At 71.0% G+C, this 22,107-nt stretch carries 24 protein-coding genes; 9 read left to right on the top strand and 15 right to left on the bottom strand.

Annotated elements, in window-relative coordinates; all coding sequences use genetic code 11:
- Positions 1-18: 18 nt before the first annotated feature.
- On the bottom strand, positions 19-723 hold the full coding sequence (locus AMYNI_RS0126455; RefSeq protein WP_020671091.1) for a hypothetical protein: 705 nt from the start codon (positions 721-723) through the stop codon (positions 19-21).
- A gap of 10 nt (positions 724-733) precedes the next feature.
- A complete protein-coding gene (locus tag AMYNI_RS0126450) occupies positions 734-1,771 on the bottom strand; it encodes a uroporphyrinogen decarboxylase/cobalamine-independent methonine synthase family protein (RefSeq protein WP_040405975.1) in 1,038 nt (345 codons plus the stop codon).
- A 132-nt stretch (positions 1,772-1,903) separates the two neighbouring features.
- Between AMYNI_RS0126450 and AMYNI_RS0126445 the strand changes: the two genes are divergently transcribed.
- Both AMYNI_RS0126445 and AMYNI_RS0126440 read left to right on the top strand, forming a co-directional pair.
- The gene (locus AMYNI_RS0126445) at positions 1,904-2,737 is read left to right on the top strand and encodes a nitrilase-related carbon-nitrogen hydrolase (protein ID WP_026360953.1); all 834 of its coding nucleotides are present in this window, start codon (positions 1,904-1,906) and stop codon (positions 2,735-2,737) included.
- 218 nt (positions 2,738-2,955) lie between these two features.
- Positions 2,956-3,774: an LURP-one-related family protein gene (locus AMYNI_RS0126440; protein WP_020671088.1), complete on the top strand. Its 819-nt coding sequence runs from the start codon at positions 2,956-2,958 to the stop codon at positions 3,772-3,774.
- Here the strand turns inward: AMYNI_RS0126440 and AMYNI_RS0126435 are convergent.
- Entirely contained in the window at positions 3,752-4,342 is a 591-nt protein-coding gene (locus tag AMYNI_RS0126435; RefSeq protein WP_020671087.1) for a TetR/AcrR family transcriptional regulator, read from the bottom strand. The genes AMYNI_RS0126440 and AMYNI_RS0126435 overlap by 23 nt on opposite strands.
- Positions 4,343-4,435: 93 nt before the next feature.
- On the opposite strand from AMYNI_RS0126435, the gene AMYNI_RS0126430 reads away from it, so the two are divergent.
- Positions 4,436-5,476, top strand: coding sequence for an MBL fold metallo-hydrolase (locus tag AMYNI_RS0126430; RefSeq protein ID WP_020671086.1), 1,041 nt, complete (start codon positions 4,436-4,438; stop codon positions 5,474-5,476).
- On the opposite strand, the gene AMYNI_RS0126425 is transcribed toward AMYNI_RS0126430, so the two are convergent.
- Positions 5,461-6,990, bottom strand: a complete 1,530-nt coding sequence (locus AMYNI_RS0126425) for an acyl-CoA synthetase (RefSeq protein WP_020671085.1) — start codon at positions 6,988-6,990, stop codon at positions 5,461-5,463. The genes AMYNI_RS0126430 and AMYNI_RS0126425 overlap by 16 nt on opposite strands.
- 40 nt (positions 6,991-7,030) lie before the next feature.
- Here AMYNI_RS0126425 and AMYNI_RS0126420 point away from each other — a divergent pair, with 40 nt between their 5' ends.
- Entirely contained in the window at positions 7,031-7,474 is a 444-nt protein-coding gene (locus tag AMYNI_RS0126420; protein WP_051116557.1) for a GNAT family N-acetyltransferase, read from the top strand.
- 7 nt (positions 7,475-7,481) lie between these two features.
- On the opposite strand, the gene mnmA is transcribed toward AMYNI_RS0126420, so the two are convergent.
- From mnmA to AMYNI_RS0126385, 7 genes are all read right to left on the bottom strand, one after another.
- Positions 7,482-8,570: a tRNA 2-thiouridine(34) synthase MnmA gene (gene mnmA, locus AMYNI_RS0126415; RefSeq protein ID WP_026360951.1), complete on the bottom strand. Its 1,089-nt coding sequence runs from the start codon at positions 8,568-8,570 to the stop codon at positions 7,482-7,484.
- 5 nt (positions 8,571-8,575) lie between these two features.
- A complete protein-coding gene (locus tag AMYNI_RS0126410; protein ID WP_020671082.1) occupies positions 8,576-9,766 on the bottom strand; it encodes a cysteine desulfurase family protein in 1,191 nt (396 codons plus the stop codon).
- 62 nt (positions 9,767-9,828) lie between these two features.
- Complete coding sequence (locus tag AMYNI_RS0126405; RefSeq protein WP_026360950.1) at positions 9,829-11,196, bottom strand: MFS transporter; 1,368 nt, start codon at positions 11,194-11,196, stop codon at positions 9,829-9,831.
- A gap of 102 nt (positions 11,197-11,298) precedes the next feature.
- Entirely contained in the window at positions 11,299-12,213 is a 915-nt protein-coding gene (locus AMYNI_RS45435) for a lysophospholipid acyltransferase family protein (RefSeq protein WP_020671080.1), read from the bottom strand.
- Positions 12,213-12,992, bottom strand: coding sequence for a GNAT family N-acetyltransferase (locus AMYNI_RS0126395; RefSeq protein WP_020671079.1), 780 nt, complete (start codon positions 12,990-12,992; stop codon positions 12,213-12,215). Before AMYNI_RS0126395 ends, AMYNI_RS45435 begins: the two co-directional genes overlap by 1 nt.
- Positions 12,993-13,161: 169 nt before the next feature.
- Complete coding sequence (locus AMYNI_RS0126390) at positions 13,162-14,121, bottom strand: electron transfer flavoprotein subunit alpha/FixB family protein (RefSeq protein ID WP_020671078.1); 960 nt, start codon at positions 14,119-14,121, stop codon at positions 13,162-13,164.
- Positions 14,122-14,156: 35 nt separating this feature from the next.
- Positions 14,157-14,942 (bottom strand): electron transfer flavoprotein subunit beta/FixA family protein, encoded by a 786-nt coding sequence (locus AMYNI_RS0126385; RefSeq protein WP_020671077.1) that lies wholly within the window; start codon positions 14,940-14,942, stop codon positions 14,157-14,159.
- 231 nt (positions 14,943-15,173) lie between these two features.
- Here AMYNI_RS0126385 and AMYNI_RS0126380 point away from each other — a divergent pair, with 231 nt between their 5' ends.
- Together AMYNI_RS0126380 and AMYNI_RS49640 are read left to right on the top strand one after the other, a co-directional pair.
- On the top strand, positions 15,174-16,049 hold the full coding sequence (locus AMYNI_RS0126380; RefSeq protein ID WP_020671076.1) for a DegV family protein: 876 nt from the start codon (positions 15,174-15,176) through the stop codon (positions 16,047-16,049).
- Between the two features lie 77 nt (positions 16,050-16,126).
- Positions 16,127-16,291: a hypothetical protein gene (locus AMYNI_RS49640; RefSeq protein WP_020671075.1), complete on the top strand. Its 165-nt coding sequence runs from the start codon at positions 16,127-16,129 to the stop codon at positions 16,289-16,291.
- Here the strand turns inward: AMYNI_RS49640 and AMYNI_RS50235 are convergent.
- On the bottom strand, positions 16,285-17,139 hold the full coding sequence (locus tag AMYNI_RS50235; protein ID WP_020671074.1) for a hypothetical protein: 855 nt from the start codon (positions 17,137-17,139) through the stop codon (positions 16,285-16,287). The genes AMYNI_RS49640 and AMYNI_RS50235 overlap by 7 nt on opposite strands.
- A 52-nt stretch (positions 17,140-17,191) precedes the next feature.
- Between AMYNI_RS50235 and AMYNI_RS0126360 the strand changes: the two genes are divergently transcribed.
- From AMYNI_RS0126360 to AMYNI_RS0126350, 3 genes are read left to right on the top strand one after another with little or no spacing between them, the layout of a single operon-like run.
- Entirely contained in the window at positions 17,192-17,974 is a 783-nt protein-coding gene (locus AMYNI_RS0126360; RefSeq protein WP_020671073.1) for a class I SAM-dependent methyltransferase, read from the top strand.
- Positions 17,971-19,476: a 1,4-alpha-glucan branching protein domain-containing protein gene (locus AMYNI_RS0126355; RefSeq protein WP_020671072.1), complete on the top strand. Its 1,506-nt coding sequence runs from the start codon at positions 17,971-17,973 to the stop codon at positions 19,474-19,476. The genes AMYNI_RS0126360 and AMYNI_RS0126355 overlap by 4 nt, the downstream gene beginning before the upstream one ends.
- Positions 19,477-19,487: 11 nt before the next feature.
- The gene (locus tag AMYNI_RS0126350; protein WP_020671071.1) at positions 19,488-19,973 is read left to right on the top strand and encodes a glutathione peroxidase; all 486 of its coding nucleotides are present in this window, start codon (positions 19,488-19,490) and stop codon (positions 19,971-19,973) included.
- 62 nt (positions 19,974-20,035) lie between these two features.
- Here AMYNI_RS0126350 and AMYNI_RS0126345 read toward each other — a convergent pair whose 3' ends face one another.
- The 3 genes from AMYNI_RS0126345 to AMYNI_RS0126335 are packed head-to-tail and all read right to left on the bottom strand — an operon-like array spanning position 20,036 to position 22,071.
- Positions 20,036-20,539, bottom strand: coding sequence for a winged helix-turn-helix transcriptional regulator (locus tag AMYNI_RS0126345; RefSeq protein ID WP_020671070.1), 504 nt, complete (start codon positions 20,537-20,539; stop codon positions 20,036-20,038).
- Positions 20,540-20,547: 8 nt separating this feature from the next.
- Positions 20,548-20,997 (bottom strand): nuclear transport factor 2 family protein, encoded by a 450-nt coding sequence (locus tag AMYNI_RS0126340; protein WP_020671069.1) that lies wholly within the window; start codon positions 20,995-20,997, stop codon positions 20,548-20,550.
- A 48-nt stretch (positions 20,998-21,045) separates the two neighbouring features.
- Positions 21,046-22,071, bottom strand: coding sequence for an aldose 1-epimerase family protein (locus AMYNI_RS0126335; RefSeq protein ID WP_020671068.1), 1,026 nt, complete (start codon positions 22,069-22,071; stop codon positions 21,046-21,048).
- Positions 22,072-22,107: the final 36 nt, after the last annotated feature.

The raw sequence follows: 22,107 nt of genomic DNA, 5'->3' as shown, positions 1-22,107 counted from the left end.
TGCTCACAGGGGGTAAGACTAGTGGTCGTCACCGACATTCTCATCGCCGCGCTCGTCCAGCCCGCGCACCAGCTCGCGCAGCTCCAACAGCGAGATGCTGCCGGCCGGCTCGTTCTCAGCCAGCTCCACTCTGCGTAACCGCTCGGCCGCGAGCCGCTCGCCGAGGGTCGCGTCCAGCGGCAGGAAGGTCATCGCCGAACGCGCGGCGTCCTCCAGCTCGGCCAGCCGCGGATGATGCACCGCCACGTCCACCACCGCCTCGGCCTTGTCCACCTGCGCGGCGACCCGGAAGTCGGCCAGCGCGATCCGGTGCTCGCCAAGGTTCACCGTGACCTCGCTCGGGTCCGGCACCGGCGGCACCGAGTCGTGGTACTCCCAGATCGGGTCCTCGGCGGGCGCCGCGGCCTTCCACGCGTCGGTGTAGGGCCGCAGTGCCGGATCCTCCTGCCCGGTGACCACCAGCGCGTAGATGGCGCGCTGCCCGCGTTCCAGGGAGAACTGCAGGTCCGGGTGCACCAGCGCGATCGCCTGGCACAGCTCGTGCTCCACCCGCTGCGGCTCCCGGTCGCCCAGCGCCGCGCTGATCTCGGGCAGCAGCTCGTACCAGCGGCGCCAGAACGCGACCGCGGCCACCATCGGATCCGCCGGGACCTCCTGCACCGGCCACGGCGTGCGCGGATCGGGCACATCCTCTTCGGGCTTACGACGGCGGAACCACTTCATGACCTCGTTCCTACCAGCCTTCCGGTGGCTCCACGAACGCCTTGCCGAGATCGCGGGTGAGCGCCAGCGCACGGCGCATCCACTCCCCCGAGGCGCCGGCCAGCCCGCAGGTCGCGGTCGGCACCGCCCGCTCGGCCAGGATGTCCCGGTTGAACCCGAGCCGGTCGGCCAGCCGCAACGCCGGCAGCGCCACCTGGTGCAGCGTGACCGGTTCCGCCGGGGCCACCGAGGGCACCAGGCCGAGCAGGAAGGTCAGCCCGGCGTCCCATGCCTCGCCGAGCTCGTCGAGCATGCTGCCGGGTGCGCCGTCGAGCAGGGTCGCGTCCAGCGCGAGCGCGCCAGCCCCGGCCGAGCGGAGCAGCCCGACCGGCGGCCGCGGCGCGCAGCAGTGCACGATCACCGGCTGGCCGGTGATCCGCCCGGCGCCCTCGATCATGGTGGCCAGCAGGTCGCGGGCGGCCGGCTCGGGCACCGAGGGCACCGTGCCGTAACCCGACGGCGTGGACAGCGCACCGGCCAGCACCGACGGCAAGGTCGGCTCGTCGAACTGGACGACCACCGGCGCCCCGGTGCGCGCGGTCAGCTCGGCCACGTGCCCGCGCAGGCCCTCCAGCAGGGAGTCGGCGAACTCCCGCAGCGCGCCGCGGTCGGTGAGCACCCGGTGGCCCTTCGGCAGCTCGATCCCGGCGGCCAGCGTCCACGGCCCTGCCACCTGGGTCTTGATCACCGGTGGCGCGCCGCCGCCCCGCTGGACGGCCTCCTCCAGCGCGTCCAGATCCCAGCGCAGCAGGTCCACCGCGCGCCGGTGGTCGTGGCCTGGCCGCGCCGCCACCCGGTACCCGCTGGGCACCACCTCGATCGCGAGATCCACCAGCAGCGCCGCGGTCCGGCCGAGCAGGTCGGCACCGACCCCGCGGGCCGGCAGCTCGGGCAGGTGCGGGAACTCGGGCAGCTCACCGAGCAGGACGGCGGCCGCTTCGCCGGGGTCGGTGCCCGGCATCGAGCCGATGCCGGTGGCCGCGCCGGGTTTCCATGCTCGTTCAGTCACGTACCCGATTGTGCTCGGTGTTGCACGGAGGTAAATGATCGCCCCGGCGGTGCGGCTCGCCTCGCATGTGCACCGGAAACTCCCGTACCGTCCGCCTTACCGATCAGCTTCGGACCCGAGGAGGTGAGACGCATGAGAGTGGCACTCGCACAGACCGACTGCCGGCTCGGCGACGTGGAAGGAAACCTTGCCGATACCGAACGGATCATCAAGGAATCCGCCGCGGAGGGCGCGGACCTGGTGGTCTTCCCGGAACTGAGCCTGACCGGCTACGCGCTCGGCCAGCTCGCCGACGACATCTCGCTGTGGCCCGACGACCAGCGTCTCGCCGAGCTGTCCAGGCACGGCACCGACGTGGTGATCGGGCTGCTGGAGGACGGCCGGATCCGGCGGCACAACTCGGCGCTCTACCTCTCCGACGGCCAGCTGATGCACAACCACCGCAAGCTGTACCTGCCGAACTACCTGATCTGGGAAGAGCGCAAGCACGCCAGCCCCGGTCAGCACATGCGCGCCTTCGACACCCGGCACGCCAGGATGGCCACGCTGATCTGCAACGACGCCTGGCAGCCGATGCTGCCCTGGCTGGCCGCGCAGGACGGCGCGGAGGTGCTGGTGGTGCCCACCAACAGCGCGGCCAAGCTCACCGGCGGCTCCTTCGACCCCGCCGAGTACTGGCACGACCTGCTCACCTTCACCGCGCGCATGCAGCAGTGCTGGGTGATCTTCGTGAACCGGGTCGGGGACGAGGCCGGGGTGCGGTTCTGGGGCGGCTCACGGGTGATCGACCCCTGGGGCTCGGTGGTCGCCACGGCCCCAACCTGGGAGGAGTCGCTGACCATTGTGGACATCGACCCGAAGGCGGTGCGGCGCCGCCGCCGGGAGATCCCGTTGCTCGCCGACGCCAGGCTCGGGCTGCTGCGAAGGGAACTGGAAAGACTCATCAACGAAAGCGGCGACGACTGAGCGGCATGCACTATCCAGTCGACGGGGGCCGCCCGGAGGGTGGCTCGTGGCGGCTGGATGCCGGTGACGCACGGACGGCGGGCGCACCAGCGAGCGTGCATGCCGCTCAGTTGAATAAGACACTGAGGGAACGAGCCGGACAAAGAGGGACACGGACATTCGCCGCATTTCCCGAAATGGGGTTCCCTCGCCGGGGAACGTGGTTACGCTGACCAGTCATGACGAGCAATTCGCCGCAGCCGGGCTGGTACCCGGACCACGCGAACGCGCGGCAGGAACGCTGGTGGGACGGGCGGGACTGGACGCAGCACACCCGTCCCGCCGACCCCGGCGGTGACGCGCACCCGATCGAACTGGACATCGAACGGTCCGCCGATCCGGGCCGGGTGCGCAGCCAGGTCGCCAAGGCCACCCGCGGCCGCGGCGGCGCGCAGGCCGGCGGCGGCACCCTGTTCACCGAGCCGGTGCTGGTGGTCAACCAGCGCGCCAAGCTGATCGAGATGGCCAACGAGTTCGGCGTCTTCGACCAGCACGGCCGTCAGCTCGGCGGGGTGGTCCAGGTCGGGCAGAGCACGCTGAAGAAGCTGGTGCGGCTGTTCACCAACTACGACCAGTTCCTCACTCACCGGTTCGAGGTACGCGACGCGAACCACAGCACGGTGCTGAAGGTGACTCGGCCGGCGAAGGTGTTCAAGTCCCGGTTCCTGGTGACCAAGGCGGACGACACCCCGATCGGTGAAATCGTCCAGGAAAACGTATTCGGCAAGATACGCTTCGCGTTTTCGGTGAACGGTAACAAGATAGGCGGGATCAAGGCGGAGAACTGGCGGGCGTGGAACTTCGTGATCGAGGACCACAATTCCCAGGAGGTCGCGCGCGTCACCAAGACCTTCGGCGGCCTGCTGAAGGCGGCCTTCACCACCGCGGACAACTACGTGGTGCAGATCCACCGGCAGCTACCGGACCCGCTGGCCAGCATGGTGGTGGCCAGCGCGCTGACCATCGACACCGCGCTCAAACAGGACGCTCGTGAGTGACGCTGACCAGCACGTCGTTCAGATGGGCCAGCACGGCCTTGGCGGAACGGTCGTCGCCGGTCAGCTCGGGCAGCACGTCCGGCACCGCCCGGCGCAGCTCCAGCCAGCCGACGTAGGTGGCGTAGGCGACCACCGCCCGCCGCCTCGCCGCGGCCTTGCCGAGGCCGAGATCGCGGTAGCAGCGGGTGAGGTACTCCATCCGCCGCTCGGTCACCCGGCGCAGCACCGGCGCCACCACCGGGTGCCCGGCGTGCGCCATCAGCGCCGGTTCGAGCCGCGAGCGGGCGTCCGAGCCGAGCGCGTGCGCGAGCAGGGTGCCGAGCCGCTGCTCCGGATCGGCCACCGGCTGCACGCTGTCGATCACCTCGGTGGTGCACAGCCGTTCCCAATCGGCCAGCGCCGCGGCGAGCAACTCGTCGCGGTCGGCGAAATGCCAGTAGAAACTGCCGCGGGTGATGCCGACCCGCCTGGCCAGGGTGTCCACCCGGACCGCGGCCACCCCGCCTTCGATCAGCGCGTCGATCGCGGCGCGCACCCAGTCCTCCCTGGAAACCTGAGCCTTGGCCATGTTCGTACAGTACGGTCCGGACCTTTCGACAAGTGACGTGCGTCTCAGCACAGTGCTGTAGACAGTCCATCCGGGGCGGCTCAAGGTGGGAGGGTGGAGCCGCTCAAGGACGACAGCACCCGCGACTGGACCGAGCCCGGGATCTACACCGTGGCGCCCGGCGTGTACCGGATACCGCTGCCGCTGCCCAACGACGGGCTGAAGTCGGTCAACGTCTACGCGGTCACCGACGGTACCCGGCTGGTGCTGGTGGACGCGGGCTGGGCGCGGGAGGACTCCCGTGAACGACTGCGCGCCGGGCTTGCCGGGATCGGTGCGGAGCTCGGGGACATCGACGAGTTCCTGATCACCCACATCCACCGCGACCACTACAGCCAGGCCGTGACGCTGCGCCGCGAGTTCGGCTGTCACGTGACCCTCGGCCAGGCGGAGGAGCCGTCGCTGAAGGTATCCGCCGATCCGGACCAGCCGGAGATGGCGGGCGTGGTGCTCTCGCTGCACAAGTACGGCGCCGGCGTGGTGGCGAAGGAGTTGGCCGAGCTGTTCGGCGACCGCCTGCTGAGCGACCGCGCGGAATGGGAGACGCCGGACGAATGGCTCACCGGCGGTACCCGCGAGGTGCTGCCGGGCCGGGACTTCCAGGTGGTGCCGACGCCGGGGCACACCAGCGGGCACCTGGTGTTCGCCGACGACGCGGCCGGGCTGCTTTTCTCCGGCGACCACGTGCTGCCGCACATCACCCCGTCGATCGGCTTCCAGGCGGTGCCGGCCGACCTGCCGCTCGGCGACTTCCTCGACTCGCTGCGGCTGGTCCGCGAGATGCCGGACCGCCGGCTGCTGCCCGCGCACGGGCCGGTGACCGAAAGCGCGCACCAGCGGGTGGACGAGCTGCTCGCGCACCACGCCGAGCGGCTGACCGCGATGGGCGAGACCATCGCGAACGGCGCGTCCACCGCCTTGGAGGCGGCGGGGCGGCTCGGCTGGACGAGGCGGCGGCGCGAGCTGAACGAGCTGGACGCGTTCAACAAGATGCTCGCCGTGCTGGAGACCGCCGCACACCTCGACCTGTTGGTAGCACAGGGCAGTCTGACGTCGGCCACCTCCGGCGGCGTCCGCCACTACGGCCTGAACTGATCGCGCAGCTCGCGTTTGAGGATCTTGCCGGAGGCGTTGCGCGGCAGTTCCGGCACGAACCGCACCGCCTTTGGCACCTTGAACGGCGACAGCTTCTCCTTGGCGTGAGCCAATAACGCCGCCTCGTCGACCTCGCCTTGGTAGTCCTCTTTGGACACCACGACCGCGGTGATCGCTTCGATCCACTTGTCGTCCGGCAGCCCGATCACCGCCACCTCGCCCACCGCGGGATGGGTGTACAGCGCGTCCTCGACCTCCCTGGACGCCACCAGCACCCCGCCGGTGTTGATCACGTCCTTGATCCGGTCCACCACGTAGAGGTACCCGGCCTCGTCCATCCGCACCAGGTCACCGGAATGGAACCAGCCGCCGCGAAAGGCCTCCGCGGTCTCCTCCGGCTTGTCCCAGTAGCCGGTGCACAGCTGCGGCGACCGGTAGACCACCTCGCCCGGCTCGCCGGGCGGCACGTCGTCGCCGTTCTCGTCGACCACCCGCAGCTCGACGAACAGTGCCGCGCGGCCGGCCGACTCCGGCCGGTCGGCGTGCTCGTCCGGGCCGAGCACGGTGGCCAGCGGCGCGATCTCGGACTGGCCGAAGCAGTTGTAGAAACCCAGTCCCGGCATGGCTTCGGCGAGCCGCCGCAGGATCGGCCCCGGCATGATGGAGGCGCCGTAGTACGCCTTGCGCAGCGCGCCGAGATCGCCACTGCCGAAGTCCGGATGGTTCGCGATGGCCACCCAGAGCGTTGGCGCGGCGAAGAAGGCGCCGTGCCGGTCTTCGGCGATCCGGCGCAGGATCTCCCCGGGGTCGGGCACCTCCAGCAGGTCGTTGGTGGCGCCGACGGCCAGCCACGGCAGCAGGAAAACGTGCAGCTGCGCGCTGTGGTAGAGCGGCATCACGTGCAGCGGCGCGTCGTGCTCGGTGAGGTTCAGCGCCACGATGCAGGACAGGTACTCGTGCAGCAGCGCGCGGTGGGTCATCATCGCACCCTTGGGCCGCGAGGTGGTGCCGGAGGTGTAGAGCAGCTGCACCAGGTCCTCGTCGGCCACCTCGACGTCGAGCTCCGGCACGTCGCCGCTGGACGCGACGGCCAGCAGCGAGTCCTCGGTGTCCCGCAACAGCAGCACGTGGTTCAGGTTCAGCCCGCCGACCACGGCGTCCACATTGGACTTCAATGCGGGGTCGACCAGCGCGGCCGTGCTGCCGGACTGCCGCAGCAGGTAGGCCAGCTCGTCACCGGTCAGGTTGTAGTTGACCGGCACGTGCACCAGCCCCGCCCTGGCACAGGCCAGGAAACCGATCAGGTAGGCGTCGGAGTTCCGGCCGTACGCGGCCACCCGGTCGCCCTTGGCGAGGCCGAGACCGAGCAGGTGCGCGGCGGCCCTGGTGACCGCCGCGTCCAGTTCCGCATAGCTCCACTGGCGCCCGGCGAACCGGAGCGCCACCCGCGCCGGCGTCCTGGCCGCGCTGCGCCGGACCACGTCCGCGACGGTGCTGGACCTCAGAAGCGTCATCGGTTCCTCCTGCGCTGGCATACTCGCGTCGGTGAGCGAGATCCAGATTAGACGTGCCCGCCGCGAGGATGTCGAGCCGATCGTGCGGATGCTGGCGGACGACCAGCTCGGCGCGACCAGGGAGTCCACCGAGGACCTCGGCCCGTACCTGCGCGCGTTCGCCGACATCGAGACCGACCCGAACCAGCTGCTGATGGTCGCCGACGACGAAGACACGGTGGCGGGCACGTTCCAGCTGAGCATCATTCCCGGGCTGTCCCACCGCGGCTCGGCCCGCGGGCAGCTGGAGGCGGTGCGGGTCGCGGCCGCGTACCGGGGCGGCGGGCTGGGCGGCACGCTGATGAAATGGGCGATCGAGGAGTCCCGGCGACGCGGCTGCTCGATCGTGCAGCTGACCTCCAACGCCACCCGCGCCGACGCGCACCGCTTCTACCGGCGGCTCGGCTTCCAGCCAACGCACACCGGCTTCAAGCTCACCCTCTAGCGGTTCTTCAGGAGGTGGCGGCGATCTTCGCGGAGCCGAGGACGAGGTCGCCGCCGGCGTCCGGGCGGTAGAGCACCGCGACCTGGCCGGGAGCCACGCCGCTGAGCGGCTCCCGCAGCTGGACGCGCACCTGGTCGCCGTCGACCTCGGCCACGGCGTCGGCGATACCACCGTGCGCGCGGACCTGGACCGTGCACTCGACCGGCCCGTCCAACGGCCGCTCGGACGGCCAGATCGGCCGGTCCGCCCGGATCTCGCGGACGCCGAGCTGCGCGGCCGAGCCGACCTTCACGGTGCCGGACACCGGCTCCAGCGACAGCACGTACCGCGGCCGACCGTCCGGCGCCGGCGCCTCGATGCCGAGGCCCTTGCGCTGGCCGACGGTGAACCCGTGCACCCCGGTGTGCCTGCCGAGCACCGCGCCGGTCTCGGCGTCCACCAGCTCGCCGGGGCTCTGACCGAGCTTGGACTCCAGGAACTTCTTGGTGTCACCGTCCGGGATGAAGCAGATGTCGTGGCTGTCCGGCTTGTTCGCCACGGACAGCCCGCGCCGCTCCGCCTCGGCCCGCACGTCGGGCTTGCGCGAGCCGCCGAGCGGGAACATCGCGTGCCGCAGCTGCTCCGGGGTCAGCGAAGCCAGCACGTAGGACTGGTCCTTGCCCTCGTCCGCGCTGCGCCGCAGCTCCGGCACACCGTCCACAACGGACAATCGTGCGTAGTGGCCGGTGACCACCGCGTCGAAGCCCAGCGCCATCGCCTTGTCCAGCAGCGCCTCGAACTTGATCTTCTCGTTGCAGGTGACGCACGGGTTCGGGGTGCGCCCGGCGGCGTACTCGCCGACGAAGGTCTCCACCACCTCTTCGGTGAACCGCTCGGCGAAATCCCAGACGTAGAAGGGGATGCCCATGATGTCCGCGGCGCGCCTGGCGTCGTGCGAGTCCTCGACGGTGCAGCAGCCCCTGGACCCGGTGCGCAGGGTGCCGGGTTTCGCGGACAGCGCCAGGTGCACGCCGACCACCTCGTGCCCGGCGTCCACCGCGCGCGCGGCGGCCACCGCCGAGTCCACTCCCCCGCTCATCGCGGCAAGTACCCGCATACCCCTCACACCTTCGCTTTTTGCTTGCGCATTCCGGCCAGCCCGGCCTGCCTCGCCCGGCCGACCACCCCGGCGATCTCCCGCGCCAGCGACTCCACGTCGGCGCGGGTCGAGGTGTGCCCGAGCGAGAACCGCAGCGACCCGCGCGCGGACGCCGCGTCCGCACCCATCGCCAGCAGCACGTGGCTCGGCTCGGCGACCCCGGCGGTGCAGGCCGACCCGGTCGAGCACTCGATGCCCTTGGCGTCCAGCAGCATCAACAGGCTGTCCCCGGCGCAGCCGGGGAAGGTGAAGTGCGCGATCCCGGGCAGCATCTCCGGCCCGCCGCCGTTGAGCACCGCGTCCGGCACCTCGGTCAGCACCGCGGTGACCAGTTCGTCGCGCAACGCGGCGAGGCGCCCGGCCTGCTCCGGCTGCGCGGCAACACTGGCCGACACGGCCGTCGCGAAGGCGTGGATGGCGGGCACGTCGAGGGTGCCGGAGCGGACGTCACGCTCCTGCCCGCCGCCGTGCAGCAGCGGCACGCACGAGGTGTCGCGGCCCAGCACCAGCGCGCCGACCCCGTATGGCCCGCCGACCTTGTGCCCGGTGAGCGTCAGCGCGCCGGCACCGCTGGCGGCGTAGGACACCGGGACCGCGCCGACGGCCTGTACCGCGTCGGTGTGCAGCGGGATGCCGTGCTCGGCGCAGATCCCGGCCAGCTCTTCGATCGGGTTGACCGTGCCGACCTCGTTGTTCGCCCACATCACGGTGACCAGTGCGACGTCGGCCGGGTTCTCTTCGATGGCCTGGCGCAGCGTCTCCGGGCGCACCCGGCCGTGCTCGTCCACCTCGAGCCAGCCGACCTCGGCGCCGGCCTGGTCCGCCAGCCATTCCACGGTGTCCAGCACCGCGTGGTGCTCCACCGAGCTGGCGATCACCCGGCGGCGCGCGGGGTCCTCCGCGCGGCGGGCCCAGAAAATGCCTTTGACCGCGAGGTTGTCACTCTCCGTGCCACCGCCGGTGAAGACCACCTCGGAGGGCCGGGCACCGATCGCCTCGGCCACGGTTTCCCTGGCCTCCTCCACCACCCGCCGGGCACGCCTGCCGGAAGAATGCAGCGAGGAGGCGTTGCCCACGGTGGACAGCGCCTCGGTCATCGCCGCTATGGCCGCCGGCAACATGGGGGTGGTCGCCGCGTGATCGAGATAGGTCATCGCCATTCCAGGGTAGTCGCACTCAGCCGGTAGCCAAGCCCGCCCTGGCCAGGAGGCGGGGATCACACCTTCGACGGCCACCTGCTCGTCGCCAGCACCCCGACGAGCGCCAGCGCCGCCATGACGGCGCTCAGCACGGCCACCGCCGCGGAAGGCTGCTGCGCCGAGGCCAGCAGGCCGAGCAGCACCCCGCCGAAACCGACCGTCAGCGCCGAGCCGACCCAGTCGCCAAGCTGCATCGCCGAGGTGTTGAACCCGCGCTCGGCTTCGGGCGAAAAGCGCATCAGCAGCACCGAAATGGCCGGCATGGCGGTGCCCATCCCGGCCCCGCCGACCAGGCAGGCGGCATAGGCGCCCCAGCCGGGGAACCAGGGCTGGGAGACGAAGGCGAAGATCGCCAGTGCGATCGCGACCAGTACGAAACCGGTGCGCAGCGAGCGTTCCCTCGACCAGTCCGGATAGCGGCCCTGCACCGCCGACGCCGCGGACCAGCCGAGCGCGGTGACGGTGAGCGGCAGTCCGGCGGCGGCCGGGCTGTAGCCGTGCACGGTGCTCATGGTGAGCGGCAGGTATGCCTCCATACCCATGTACGCGCCGCCGATCAGGGCCCGTGACGCGACCACCGTCGGCAGGCCGGGTCGCAGCGTCAGCGTGCCCGCCGGCAGCAGCTTGCGCAGGGCGAAACCGAGTGCGAGCAGGCCGGCGGCGCCGTAGCCGAGTGCGGGCACGGACGGATGCTGGGCCGCCCAGGTCAGCGCGGCCACCCCGGCCGCGGCGGCCACCGCGGCCGGCACCCCGGCGCGCTGCTCACCGGTGCCCGGCAGGTACCCGCCGAGCCCGCGGACCACGTGCACCAGCAGGGCGAAGCCGAGCAGCACCAGCGGGGTCAGCCCGAGGAAGACCCAGCGCCAGCCGATCGTCTCGGTGAGCGCCCCGGCGACCGATGGCCCGATCACCGCGGGCAGCACCCAGGCCGCCGCGTTCGCGGCGTAGATCACCGGCCGTTCGCGGTCGGTGTAGGTGGCCGCGATCAGCAGCGAGATGGCCACCAGCAGCACCCCGGAGCCAAGCCCCTGCAGCACCCGGCCGAGCAGCAGCACGCCCATGCTGTGCGCGAAACCGGCGACGAACAGTCCGCTGAGGAACAGGGCGGGCCCGAGCAGCAGCGCCGGGCCTGGCCCGCGGCGGTCGCCGAGCCTGCCGGAGAGCACCGTCGCCACCACGCTGGCCACCAGGAAAGCGGTGAACGGCCAGGAGTAGAGCGCCTGGCCGTCCAGATCGGCCACCATGCTCGGCATCGCCGTGGCCACGCCCATGTTCTCGAACGCGACCAGGGTGACCACCAGCAGTACGCCGGCCGTGGTCACCCGGTGCTCAGGCGTCCACAACACCCGCTCGCGCCGCTCGCGCCCCACCCGCCCCAATGCCATGACCGAACCCTGCAACCTCCACCCCACTGGAGGTCAACCCGCGATGACGGCCAACTCGGCGCCGCAGCCAGCAAACACGGCGCCCCAGACGGCAAACACGCCTTACCCGGCGTGTTGGCCGCCCGCGTCGGTGAGTTGGCCGGGTGCGTCGGTGAGTTGGCGGGGTGCGGGGCGACGGCGGCGCTGGGGTGGGATGCGGACGGTGCCGAGCGCGGAGTGCACGGCGGACTCGGCGAGGTCGGCGAGCTCGCGGCGGTCGGCGGCACGGCCGGGCGCGATCTCCTGGCAGACGAAGACTTCCAGCACGAGGCCGCGGAGGCGGGCGACCCGGCGCAGCGAGGCGATCAGCGACTCCGGCCCGATGAACGCGGCCCTGGTGGTCTCGCGGCCGTCCGCCAGGCGGTAGCGCAGCGCGATCGGCCGCACCGGCACCCCGCCGTCGATGGCCGCCTGGAAGGTGGCCGTGGTGAACCGGCCGGACGCCAACCCGCACCAGGTGGTGCCCTCCGGGGTCACGTTCACCATCGCACCCGTCCGCAGCGCCTCGGCCAGCTCGGCGATCGTCGCGGGCAGGGTGGAAAGCCTTTCCCGGTCCAGGAAAAGGCTGCCGGAGCGGGAGACCAGCCCGCCGAGCAGCGGCCAGCCGCCGACCTCCTTCTTGGCCAGCGCGCGCATCGGCCGCACCGCGTTGATCGCCACGATGTCCAGCCAGGACATGTGGTTGTTCACCACCAGCGCGCCACGGCCGATCTCCCCGGCGCGGGCGAACCCGTCCGGATCGTGCACCAGCAGCCGCACCCCGAACGCGCGCAGCACGCCACCGAAGACCAGCCGCACGGCGAACGCCCGCGCCGCGCCGCGGGTGAGGAACACCACCGGCGACAGCGCCAGCGTCACCAGCAGCACGCTCACCGCGGCGGCGACCCGCAGCACCCGCCGGGGAAAGGCCACCGACGGCGCGTCCGGGGTCAGGCAGCCGTCACCGCAGGGCGACACCGGCATCCACGGGTGCGCCATCACTGGATTCCGAGGAAGAACTTCAGGTACCGCTCGTCGATGTTCTGCAGGTCCAGCAGCACGAAGAAATCCGCGACGCCGAAGTCCGGATCGTGCGCCGGCGGGCCGCACACCCGCGCGCCGAGGCGCACGTACCCCTTGAGCAACGGCGGCAGCAGCGCCCTGGCCGGCCGCGCCACGCCTTCGAATTGCCAAGGGTGCAAGGGCATCACCCGTTGGGAGTCCGGCGAGTAGTGCTTGGCGCGCACCACGTCCCAGACCCCCGCCGCGTAGCTGCCGCCCTCGGTGAGCGGCACCGACGCGCAGCCGGCCAGGTAGCGGTGCCCGGAAAGCAGCATGTACCTGGCGATTCCGGCCCAGACCAGGCTCACCACCCCGCCGCCGCGGTGCGCGGGGTGCACACAGGACCGTCCGGTCTCCACCAGGGAGCCGCGAATTCCGGCCAGTGCGGACAGCTCGAACTCGGTGTCCGAATAGAGCCGTCCCGCCCGCGCCGCGCGATCCGGCGGCAGCATCCGGTAGGTGCCGACGATTTCGCCGCTGTTGTCGTCCCGGACCACCAGGTGGTCGCAGAACTGGTCGAACTCGTCGACGTCGAGGCCCGGCTTGGCGGAGACGAGCTTCGCGCCCATTTCCTCGGCGAAAACCTGGTAGCGGAGCCGCTGTGCGGCAAGGACTTCGTCGTTGTCGTTGGCGACGAGCAGGGAATACCGGGGCGCACCCGCCGGCAGCTCGACACCCGCCTGATCAGTGCTGACGAGTAGCTGTGACCGCGTCATGCATTAGGTGTACCTGCCGCCAAGAGACAACTGAGAGACCAATTCGGCGTCCGCTCGGTGCACGTTCCGTTAATAGCGGGTTCTCAGCTTCTTCTCAGACTCCCGGATGCAGTGAAGGCCACCTTGCCTGCGTTGGATGCAGGCAAGGTGGCCTTCGCTGCGGAATGGGTCAGCCCTTGCGCTTGGCGACCTCTTCGGTGAGCTGCGGGGCGACGTTGAACAGGTCGCCAACCACACCGAAGTCGGCGATCTCGAAGATCGGCGCCTCGGGGTCCTTGTTCACCGCGACGATCGTCTTCGAGGTCTGCATACCGGCGCGGTGCTGGATCGCACCGGAGATGCCGAGCGCCACGTACAGCTGCGGCGAGACCGTCTTGCCGGTCTGACCGACCTGGAACTGCGCCGGGTAGTAGCCGGAGTCCACCGCGGCACGCGAGGCGCCGACGGCCGCGCCGAGCGAGTCGGCCAGCTTCTCCACCACGTCGAACTTGTCCGCCGAGCCGACACCGCGGCCACCGGAGACGACGATGGTCGCCTCGGTGAGCTCGGGCCGGTCGCCACCGGTCACCGGCTCCACACCGGTGATCCTGGCCGACTTCGCCGGGTCACCGGCCGGGATCTGCACGGTCTCCTCGGCGGCCGCGCCCTCGGCGGGCTCGGCGTCCACCGCACCGGGACGGATCGAGATGACCGGCGCACCCTTGGCGGCCTTGGCCTTGACCGAGAACGCACCGCCGAAGATGGACTGCTCCACCGAGCCGTCGGAGTTCACCGCGACCGCGTCGTAGAGCAGACCGGAACCGATCCGGACGGCTAGCCTGCCGGCGACCTCCTTGCCCTCCGCGGAAGCGGCCACCAGCACCGCCGCCGGAGAAGACTTCTCAGCCAGCGACGCGAGCACGTCGACCTTGGGGGTGACCAGGTAGCCGGTGGCCTCGTCGCCCTCGGCGACGTAGACCTTCGCGGCACCGTGCGCGGCCAGCGACTCCTTGGCCTTCGCCGCGGTGCCGGTCGGGCCGACCACCACGGCGGACGGCTCACCGAGCGCGCGGGCCGCGGTCAGCAGCTCCAGCGTGACCTTCTTGACCTCGCCGTCGACATGGTCGACGAGGACGAGTACTTCAGCCATTCGTCTTTCCTCCTCGAAAGTTATGTCGCGGTAGCTCAGATGATCTTCTGCGTGACCAGGTACTGGGCGACCTTCGAACCGCCGTCGCCCTCGTCCTCGACCCGCTCGCCGGCCTGACGCGGCGGCTTGGGGGTGGCTTCGAGCACCGAGCTCCACGCGTTGCCGAGGCCGACCTCGCCGCCGTCGATGCCGAGGTCGCCGACGCTCAGCGTCTCGACCGGCTTCTTCTTGGCGGCCATGATGCCCTTGAAGGACGGGTAGCGCGGCTCGTTGATCTTCTCGCCGACGCTGACCACGGCGGGCAGGTTCGCCTCGAGGTGCGTGATGCCGTCCTCGGTCTCGCGGTCCGCCTTGATGGTGGAGCCCTCGACGGTCAGCACGCGCACGTGGGTCAGCTGCGGCAGGCCGAGCAGCTCGGCCAGGATCGCCGGGATCGCGCCGCCGCGGCCGTCCGAGGCTTCGTTGCCGGCGATGACCAGGTCGTAGCCCTCGACCTTGCCGATGGCCGCGGCCAGCACCTTGGCGGTGGCGATCGCGTCGGAACCGTGGAGCGCCTCGTCGGAGACGTGGATGGCCTTGTCCGCGCCCATGGAGAGCGCCTTGCGGATCGCGTCGGTGGCGCGGTCGGGGCCCACCGAGATCACGGTGACCTCGCCTTCGCCGGCCTCCTTGATCTTCAGCGCCTCTTCGACCGCCTTCTCGTTGATCTCGTCGAGAACGGCGTCGGCGGATTCGCGGTCAAGGGTGTGGTCGCCGTCGGAGAGCTTCCGCTCCGAATAGGTGTCCGGCACCTGCTTGACCAGGACAACGATGTTGGTCATGGGTCTTCTTCGACCTCCCGATACTGGAGCGCCGTCAGGCGCTGTCGAGCACACGGACTCAGGCTCTACTGGCCGGTAGATTAGGGCCAAACCAGGGCCGGTGCCCGCCGAGGTGACGCCATTCACCTGGATACGCATTTTATCGGGACGATCGTACCGGTAGTTTTCCGCTGCCGGAACGCTGCCCAGGGTGTGTCTTGGCCCGCTTGGCGGAACCTCGGGGTACTCCTGATGGGTGGTCTCGGGTTAGCCTCCGAAACCGTGACAGACCATGTAGCCGTCATCACCGACTCGACCGCGTGCCTTCCCGAGCACCTCATCCAGCAGTGGGGCATCAAGGTCGTGCAGATGCAGCTACAGGTGGCGGGCAGAGTCGACGACGAACACCGCTTCGAACGTGCCGAACTGGTGGAGGCCCTGCGTGCCGGGCAGCCGGTGGCGACCTCGCCGCCCGACGCCGGCGCCTTCTTCTGGGCCTACCAGGACGCGGTGAGCGCGGGCGCCACCGCGATCGTCAGCCTGCACATCTCCAGCCGGATGTCCGCCACCATCCAGGCCGCGCACCAGGCTGCGCAGCAGATCAAGATCCCGGTGTACATCCTGGACAGCGCGGTGCTCGGGATGAGCCTCGGCTTCGCGGCGCTGTCCGCGGCCAGGACCGCCGCGGCCGGCGCGCAGGTGCAGCGGGTCGTCCAGGCGGCCGAGCGGCGCTACAAGACCAGCACCGAGCTGATCTACGTGGACACCCTGGAGTACCTGCGCCGCGGCGGCCGGATCGGCGCCGCTTCGGCCTGGCTCGGCTCCGCGTTCTCCATCAAGCCGCTGCTCACCGTGCGCGAAGGCGAGGTGGCCCCGCTCGCGCGCGTGCCGGGCACCCGGCGCGCGTTGGCCAGGATGGCGGACCTCGCCGTGGAGCGGGCCTCCGGGAAGCCGGTGGACATCGCGATCCTCCGCTTCGGCGCGCCGGACGAGCGGGTGGAGGAGATCGCCGAACGGCTGCGCGCCAGGATGCCCGAGATCCAGGACAGCCTGCTGCTGGAGGCGGGCACGATAATAGGCGCGCACGTCGGCCCGGGAGCCCTCGGCATCACGGTGTCCCCGGCCTGAATCCCGGAACCACCAGCGCCCCCGGTTCGTTGACGAACCGTCGAACCGGACATAACCGCTAACCCGGAGGACCCGAAATGGCGTCGCTGTTCAGCAAGCTCGCACACTTGGCAAGGACCCCGCAGGGCCGTCGGGCGGTACGGCAGGCCAAGCAGTTCGCCAACGACCCCCGCCGCCGCAAGCAGGCGATGGACGCGGTGAACAAGCTCAGGGGCAAGCGCAAGCCGCCCTACGGTCACTGACCGTGCGCTACCGCTGGTCTCGCCGGCACCGCCAGCGCGACCAGCGGTAACACCAGCAGGGCCGCCAGCCCCACCACGTTGAGCACCTGGTCGAACGGCTGGTACACGTGCAGATGCGCCACGTGGTAAGCGAAGTGCACCACCGAGAACGCCAGCCAGCCAGCCGCGGCCAGCCGCGCCGCGCCGATCCCGCCGAGCACCGCGGCCCCGATCGTGAGCACCGCGAGCGCCAGGAACATGCCGCCGACATCCCTGGTCAGATGTTCGTTGAACGGACCGTCCAGCATGATCCAGCCCGACCGGACGCCGGGGAAGTCCCGGTAGAAGGACGTCGGCAGGAACTGGGCCCAGCTGCCGGTCGCCAGCCCGGTCGCGCCGAGCAGCAGCAGGATGAGCCGGGTCACCGTGCGTTGCCCGCGCTCTTCGTCGGTGCCGGGCTCCGGAGGCGCCCCGCGCCCCGGCATCGCCAGCACCAGCAGGCCGACCACCGGGCCGCCCGCCGTGCCGACGGCGATCAGGACGGCGTCCAGCGGCGGGAACGGGTGCAGATGCGTCAGGTGGTAGAGCGCGTGCGGCCCGTGGAACACCAGCAGGGCCAGGCCGCCGATCCGGGCGAGGCTGGTCGTGCCGGCGATCGCGGCACCGGCCAGGAACACCGAAAGCGCCAGGTTGAGTCCGCCGTAGTCGCGGATCAGGTGCTCGTTGAACGGGCCGTCCATGGCCACCCAGTGCCACCGGAACCCCGGGAAGTACTCGTAGAAGGAGTGCGGGAACTGGGCCCAGATCGCGATCGCGGCGGAGACCAGCGACAGGGCCACCAGGATGGAGCGGGTCAGAGTGCGTTGCATATCGCTTCGACAGCACAGCCGGCCAGGACGTGACACGGGATAGGGTCCGGTCGTGACCCCATCCACCGAGGCCGCGGACCGGGCCAGTGCCCTGCATCTGACCGGGGAGCGCACCGTACCGGGCGTCCCCGAGGAAAACTACTGGTTCAGGCGGCACGAGGCCGCGTATCTGGCGTTGCTGCCGTACTGCGCCGGGGCGGCCGTGCTCGAGGCGGGATGTGGCGAAGGTTACGGTGCCGGGCTCATCGCCGCGCGGGCTGCGACGGTGCTGGCCATGGACTACGACCAGCAGGCCGTTGCGCACGTCGGCCGCCGCTATTCGGAGGTGCGGGCGCTGCGCGGGAACCTCGCCTGCCTGCCGGTCCGTTCGTCCACAATGGACGTAATCGCGAACTTCCAGGTGATCGAGCACCTGTGGGACCAGGGCGGCTTCCTCGCCGAATGCCACCGCGTGCTGCGTCCGGGCGGGCGACTGCTGGTCACCACACCGAACAGGCTGACCTTCACCCCGGACAGCGACACCCCGCTCAACCCGTACCACACCAGGGAACTCGCCCCGGCCGAACTGGACGCGCTGCTGCGCGAAGCCGGGTTCGAAGTGGAGCTGCTGCACGGGTTGCACCACGGCGCCGGGGTGCGCGCGCTGGACGAGCGCTACGGCGGTTCCGTCATCGACGCGCAGCTGGACGTGGTGCTGGGCGAGCTGCCAGGCCAGGCCAGCTGGCCACCGGCGCTGCTGGCCGACGTCGAGGCCATCGGGGCCGCGGACTTCGAGGTGCACGGCGAGAAACTGGACGCCAGCCTCGACCTGGTGGCCGTGGCGGTGCGGCCGTGAGCGAGCACGAGGGCACCTTCTGCCTGGTGGTGCACAGCCATCTGCCGTGGCTGGCGCACCACGGGTCGTGGCCGGTCGGCGAGGAATGGCTGTACCAGGCCTGGGCGCATTCGTACCTGCCGGTGATGGACCTGCTGCGCCGGTTCGCCGACGAAGGCAGGCGCGACGTGCTCACCCTCGGTGTCACCCCGGTGCTCGCCGCGCAGCTGGACGATCCGTACTGCCTGCGCGCGTTCCACGAATGGCTCGGGCACTGGCAGCTGCGGGCGCGGCAGGCGAGTTCGCTGTGGGGGCACGACCCGCTGCTGCGCGAGCTCGGCGCCACCGAGTACCAGCGCTCGACCAAGGCGATCGAGGAGTTCGAAACCCGCTGGCGGCACGGCTTCTCGCCGATCCTGAGGTCCTTTGTGGACAATGGAACGGTGGAGCTGCTCGGCGGTCCGCTGGCGCATCCGTTCCAGCCGCTGCTGGACGAGCGGGTGCGCTCGTTCGCGCTGCGGGGCGGTCTCGACGACACCGCGCTGCGGATCGGGCGGCGGCCGGAGGGCATCTGGGCCCCGGAATGCGGCTACGAACCGGGGATGGAGCACGGCTACGCGGCAGCCGGGGTGCGGCGGTTCATGGTGGACGGCCCGTCGTTGCGCGGGGACACCTCCGCGGCGCGCACGGTCGGCTCGTCGGACGTGGTGTGCTTCGGGCGCGACCTCGAGGTGACCTACCGGGTCTGGTCGCCGAAGGCCGGCTATCCGGGGCACGCCGCCTACCGCGACTTCCACACCTGGGACCACCGGGTCGGGCTCAAGCCTTCGCGGGTGACCGGCAAGACCGTCGAGCCGGCGGACAAGGCGCCGTATGACCCGGCGCTCGCCGCGGACACGCTCGGCCTGCACGTCAAGGACTTCGTGGACACCGTGGTGACCAGGCTGCGCGCGCTGCGGGCGCGGCACGGCCGCGAGTCGCTGGTGGTGGCCGCCTACGACACCGAGCTGTTCGGGCACTGGTGGCACGAGGGCCCGGCCTGGCTCGAAGGTGTGCTGCGGGCGCTGCCCGAGGCCGGGGTGCGGGTGACCACGCTGCGCGGCGCGCTGGAGGCGGGCCATCTCGGCGCGCCGGTGGACCTGCCCGCGTCGTCGTGGGGCTCCGGCAAGGACTGGCGGGTCTGGGACGGCGAGCAGGTGGCGGACATGGTGCAGGCCAACCGCGAGCTGCAGGCGCGGCTGCTGGCGGGCCGGTCCGCCGGTACCGCCAGGGACGCGGTGCGGGACCAGGCGGTGCGGGAGGCCATGCTGGCGCTGTCCAGCGACTGGGCCTTCATGGTCACCAAGGACTCCGCCGCGGACTACGCGCGGCGGCGGGCGCGGGTGCACACCGAGCGGTTCGACACCCTGGACTCGCTCGCGCGCGAAGGCAGGACGGAGCGGGCGGCCGAGCTGGCCGCCGAGTTCCGGGCACAGGACGACCCGTTCGGGCAGCTGGACGCCCGCGGGCTCGAGCAGGACTGAGAAGGAGGACCGTGCGCATTCAGGACATTCCGCTGCAGACCCTCGCCGGTGAGCCGAGCACCCTCGGCTCGCTGGACGGCAAGGCGCTGCTGGTGGTGAACGTTGCTTCGAAATGCGGGCTGACCCCGCAGTACGAGGGCCTGGAGCGGCTGCAGGAAAAGTACGGCGAGCGGGGTTTCTCGGTGGTCGGCTTCCCGTGCAACCAGTTCGCCGGGCAGGAGCCGGGCACCGCCGAGGAGATCCAGACCTTCTGCTCCACCACCTACGGGGTGAGTTTCCCGCTGTTCGCCAAGCTCGAGGTGAACGGCGAGGGCAGGCACCCGCTCTACCAGGAGCTCGTGCGGACTCCGGACGCCGACGGCGAAGCCGGGGACGTGCAGTGGAACTTCGAGAAGTTCCTGATCGCCCCGGACGGCGAGGTCGCGGCCCGCTTCCGCCCCCGCACCACCCCCGAGGACCCCTCCGTCGTCTCCGCCATCGAATCCACCCTCCCCTAACCCCTCTTCCCGCCTGTCCGTGAAGGCCACCTTGCCTACCTTCAAAGTAGGCAAGGTGGCCTTCACGGACGGAGGGGGATTTTGGTGCCGATGAGGTGGGTGCCGGGGGCGTCGCGGGCGCCGGGGCCGGCGTAGGGGCGGATGTCGTCGGGGTCAAGAGGGCGGGAGCAGTGGTCGCAGGAGACCACGGGGGTGGTGTCGTGACCGCAGGCCGCATGGCGCAGCCGGACCGGCGGGCCCTCGTCGCCGGCCAGCCAGCGGTCCCCCCAGGCCAGCAAAGCGAGCAGCACGCCCATCAGCTCGCGGCCCTTTTCGGTCAGGTGGTACTCGTACCGCGGCGGGCGCTGCGAGTAGGTCACCTTGGCCAGCAACTCCTCGGCGACCATCCGCTCCAGCCGGGTGGTGAGCACCGCGCGGGCCACCCCGAGATCGGCGGCCAGCTCGTCGAACCGGCGCAGGCCGACGTAGACGTCCCGCAGGATCAACGGGGTCCACGACTCGCCGAGCACGCTGCTGGCCCGCGCGATCGAACAGGTGATCGCGGAGAAGTCGGTGATGCGCGGCATGTCCGCGCTCAGCCGAACAGCGGCGCGGCGGCGGCCTGGCGGACGCCCCGGCTCGCCGCGCGGTCCAGTACCGCGGCCAGGTGCTGGGTGTCCTCCAGCGAGTAGATCGCGGTGATCCGCGCCCACTTCAGGTCCAGCACCTGGATCATCCGGTTGCGGTACGGCTCGCCGGCCACCGTCGCGGTGATGTCCACGATGCTGATCACCCTTGTCCGCCAAGGGGTTCCCTTGACCAGCACGTCCACCACGTCGAACCGGCCGGCTTCGAAGATCTCGAACATCCTGGTGAAGCCGGCCAGTATCACCTCCGGAGTGGACCGGCGGCCGCCGAGCGCGTGGTCACCGACGAACTCGTACACCGCGCCGGGCGCGAGCTGGTCGGTCACCGACCCGTACTCGCCGCGGTTGAGCGCCTGGAAAGCCTTGCGGACCTGACCGGCCACGATCATCTTGTACATATAGTCTGTTTAGCAGACTCTCTCCGTTCGCGCCAACCGGCGCCGGGTTCACGTCGTGCGCAGGCCCCAGGCGCCGGTCCACTCCTGGCCCGGCTTCAGCACGACCAGGCCGTCACCGGTGTTGAAGCAGTTCGGCGCGCAGCTCACCGGCTCCACGGTCAGCCCGGAGCGCGGCGGATGTCCCTGCGGCCCGTCGTCGGTGTACACCTGCAGGTAGCCGTAGCCGGAGTCCATCCACAGCTGGACGTCCTGCCCGCCGGGCCGGGTGAAGCCGACCGCGGCGAGCCCGTCCGGCCCGCGGCGCAGGTCCTTGAACGCGGTGTCCATTTTGGTCGCACCGATCGGCTTGGCGGTGCGGAAGTCGTACGGCGTACCGGCTACCGGGGCCGTCCCGGTGGGGATCAGCCGGTCGTTGACCAGGTAGTAGGTGCTCGCGCCGAGCTCCAGCCCGATGGTGTCGATGGTGCCGGAGGCCGCCTTGATGTAGGTGTGGTTCGCGGTGCCGTACGGCGCCGGGCCGGTACCGATGTTGTGCGCGGTCAGCGTGCAGGACAGGCCGTGGGAGTCCAGCGCGAACTCGATCCGGAACCGCAGGTGGAACGGGTACCCGTAGTGCGGATGCTGCTGGACGCCGAGCACCACGCTGTCCCGGCGCTCGCGCACCGGCTCCCATTCGGTGAAGCTGAGCAGGCCGTGCAGGGCGGTGTCCCGGTCCGGCTCGTTGATCGGGACCGAGTACTCCTCGCCCTCGAAGGTGTAGCGGCCGTGGTCGATCCGGTTGCACCAGGGCAGGATCGTCTTGCCCTGGTAGCCCTCGCCCATCTCCTCCGGCGGATGAGTCAGCAGCAGTTCCTCACCGTCCACCTGGTACGACAGCAGGCTGCCGGCGACCCCGCCGACCAGCGCGCGCTGCCGACCGCGCCGCAGCTCGTAGATCCGGCCGCTCGCGGTCTGCCGCCGGGAGTTCCCGGTGGCGGCGGGTTCCGCCCGCGCGGTGCCCGCCATCGCGGTGACCGCGCCCGCGGCGAGCGCGGCCCCGATCGCGCCGCGCCTGCTCAGTCCGTTCGAAGACATCCCGGTCCCCCATTTTCGGTGTTCCATTTTCCGTGT

The sequence above is a fragment of the Amycolatopsis nigrescens CSC17Ta-90 genome (assembly GCF_000384315.1).
Lineage (GTDB): Bacteria > Actinomycetota > Actinomycetes > Mycobacteriales > Pseudonocardiaceae > Amycolatopsis > Amycolatopsis nigrescens.
The sequence above is the reverse complement of the archived record's forward strand: the minus strand, read 5'-3'. Positions and strand labels throughout refer to the sequence as shown.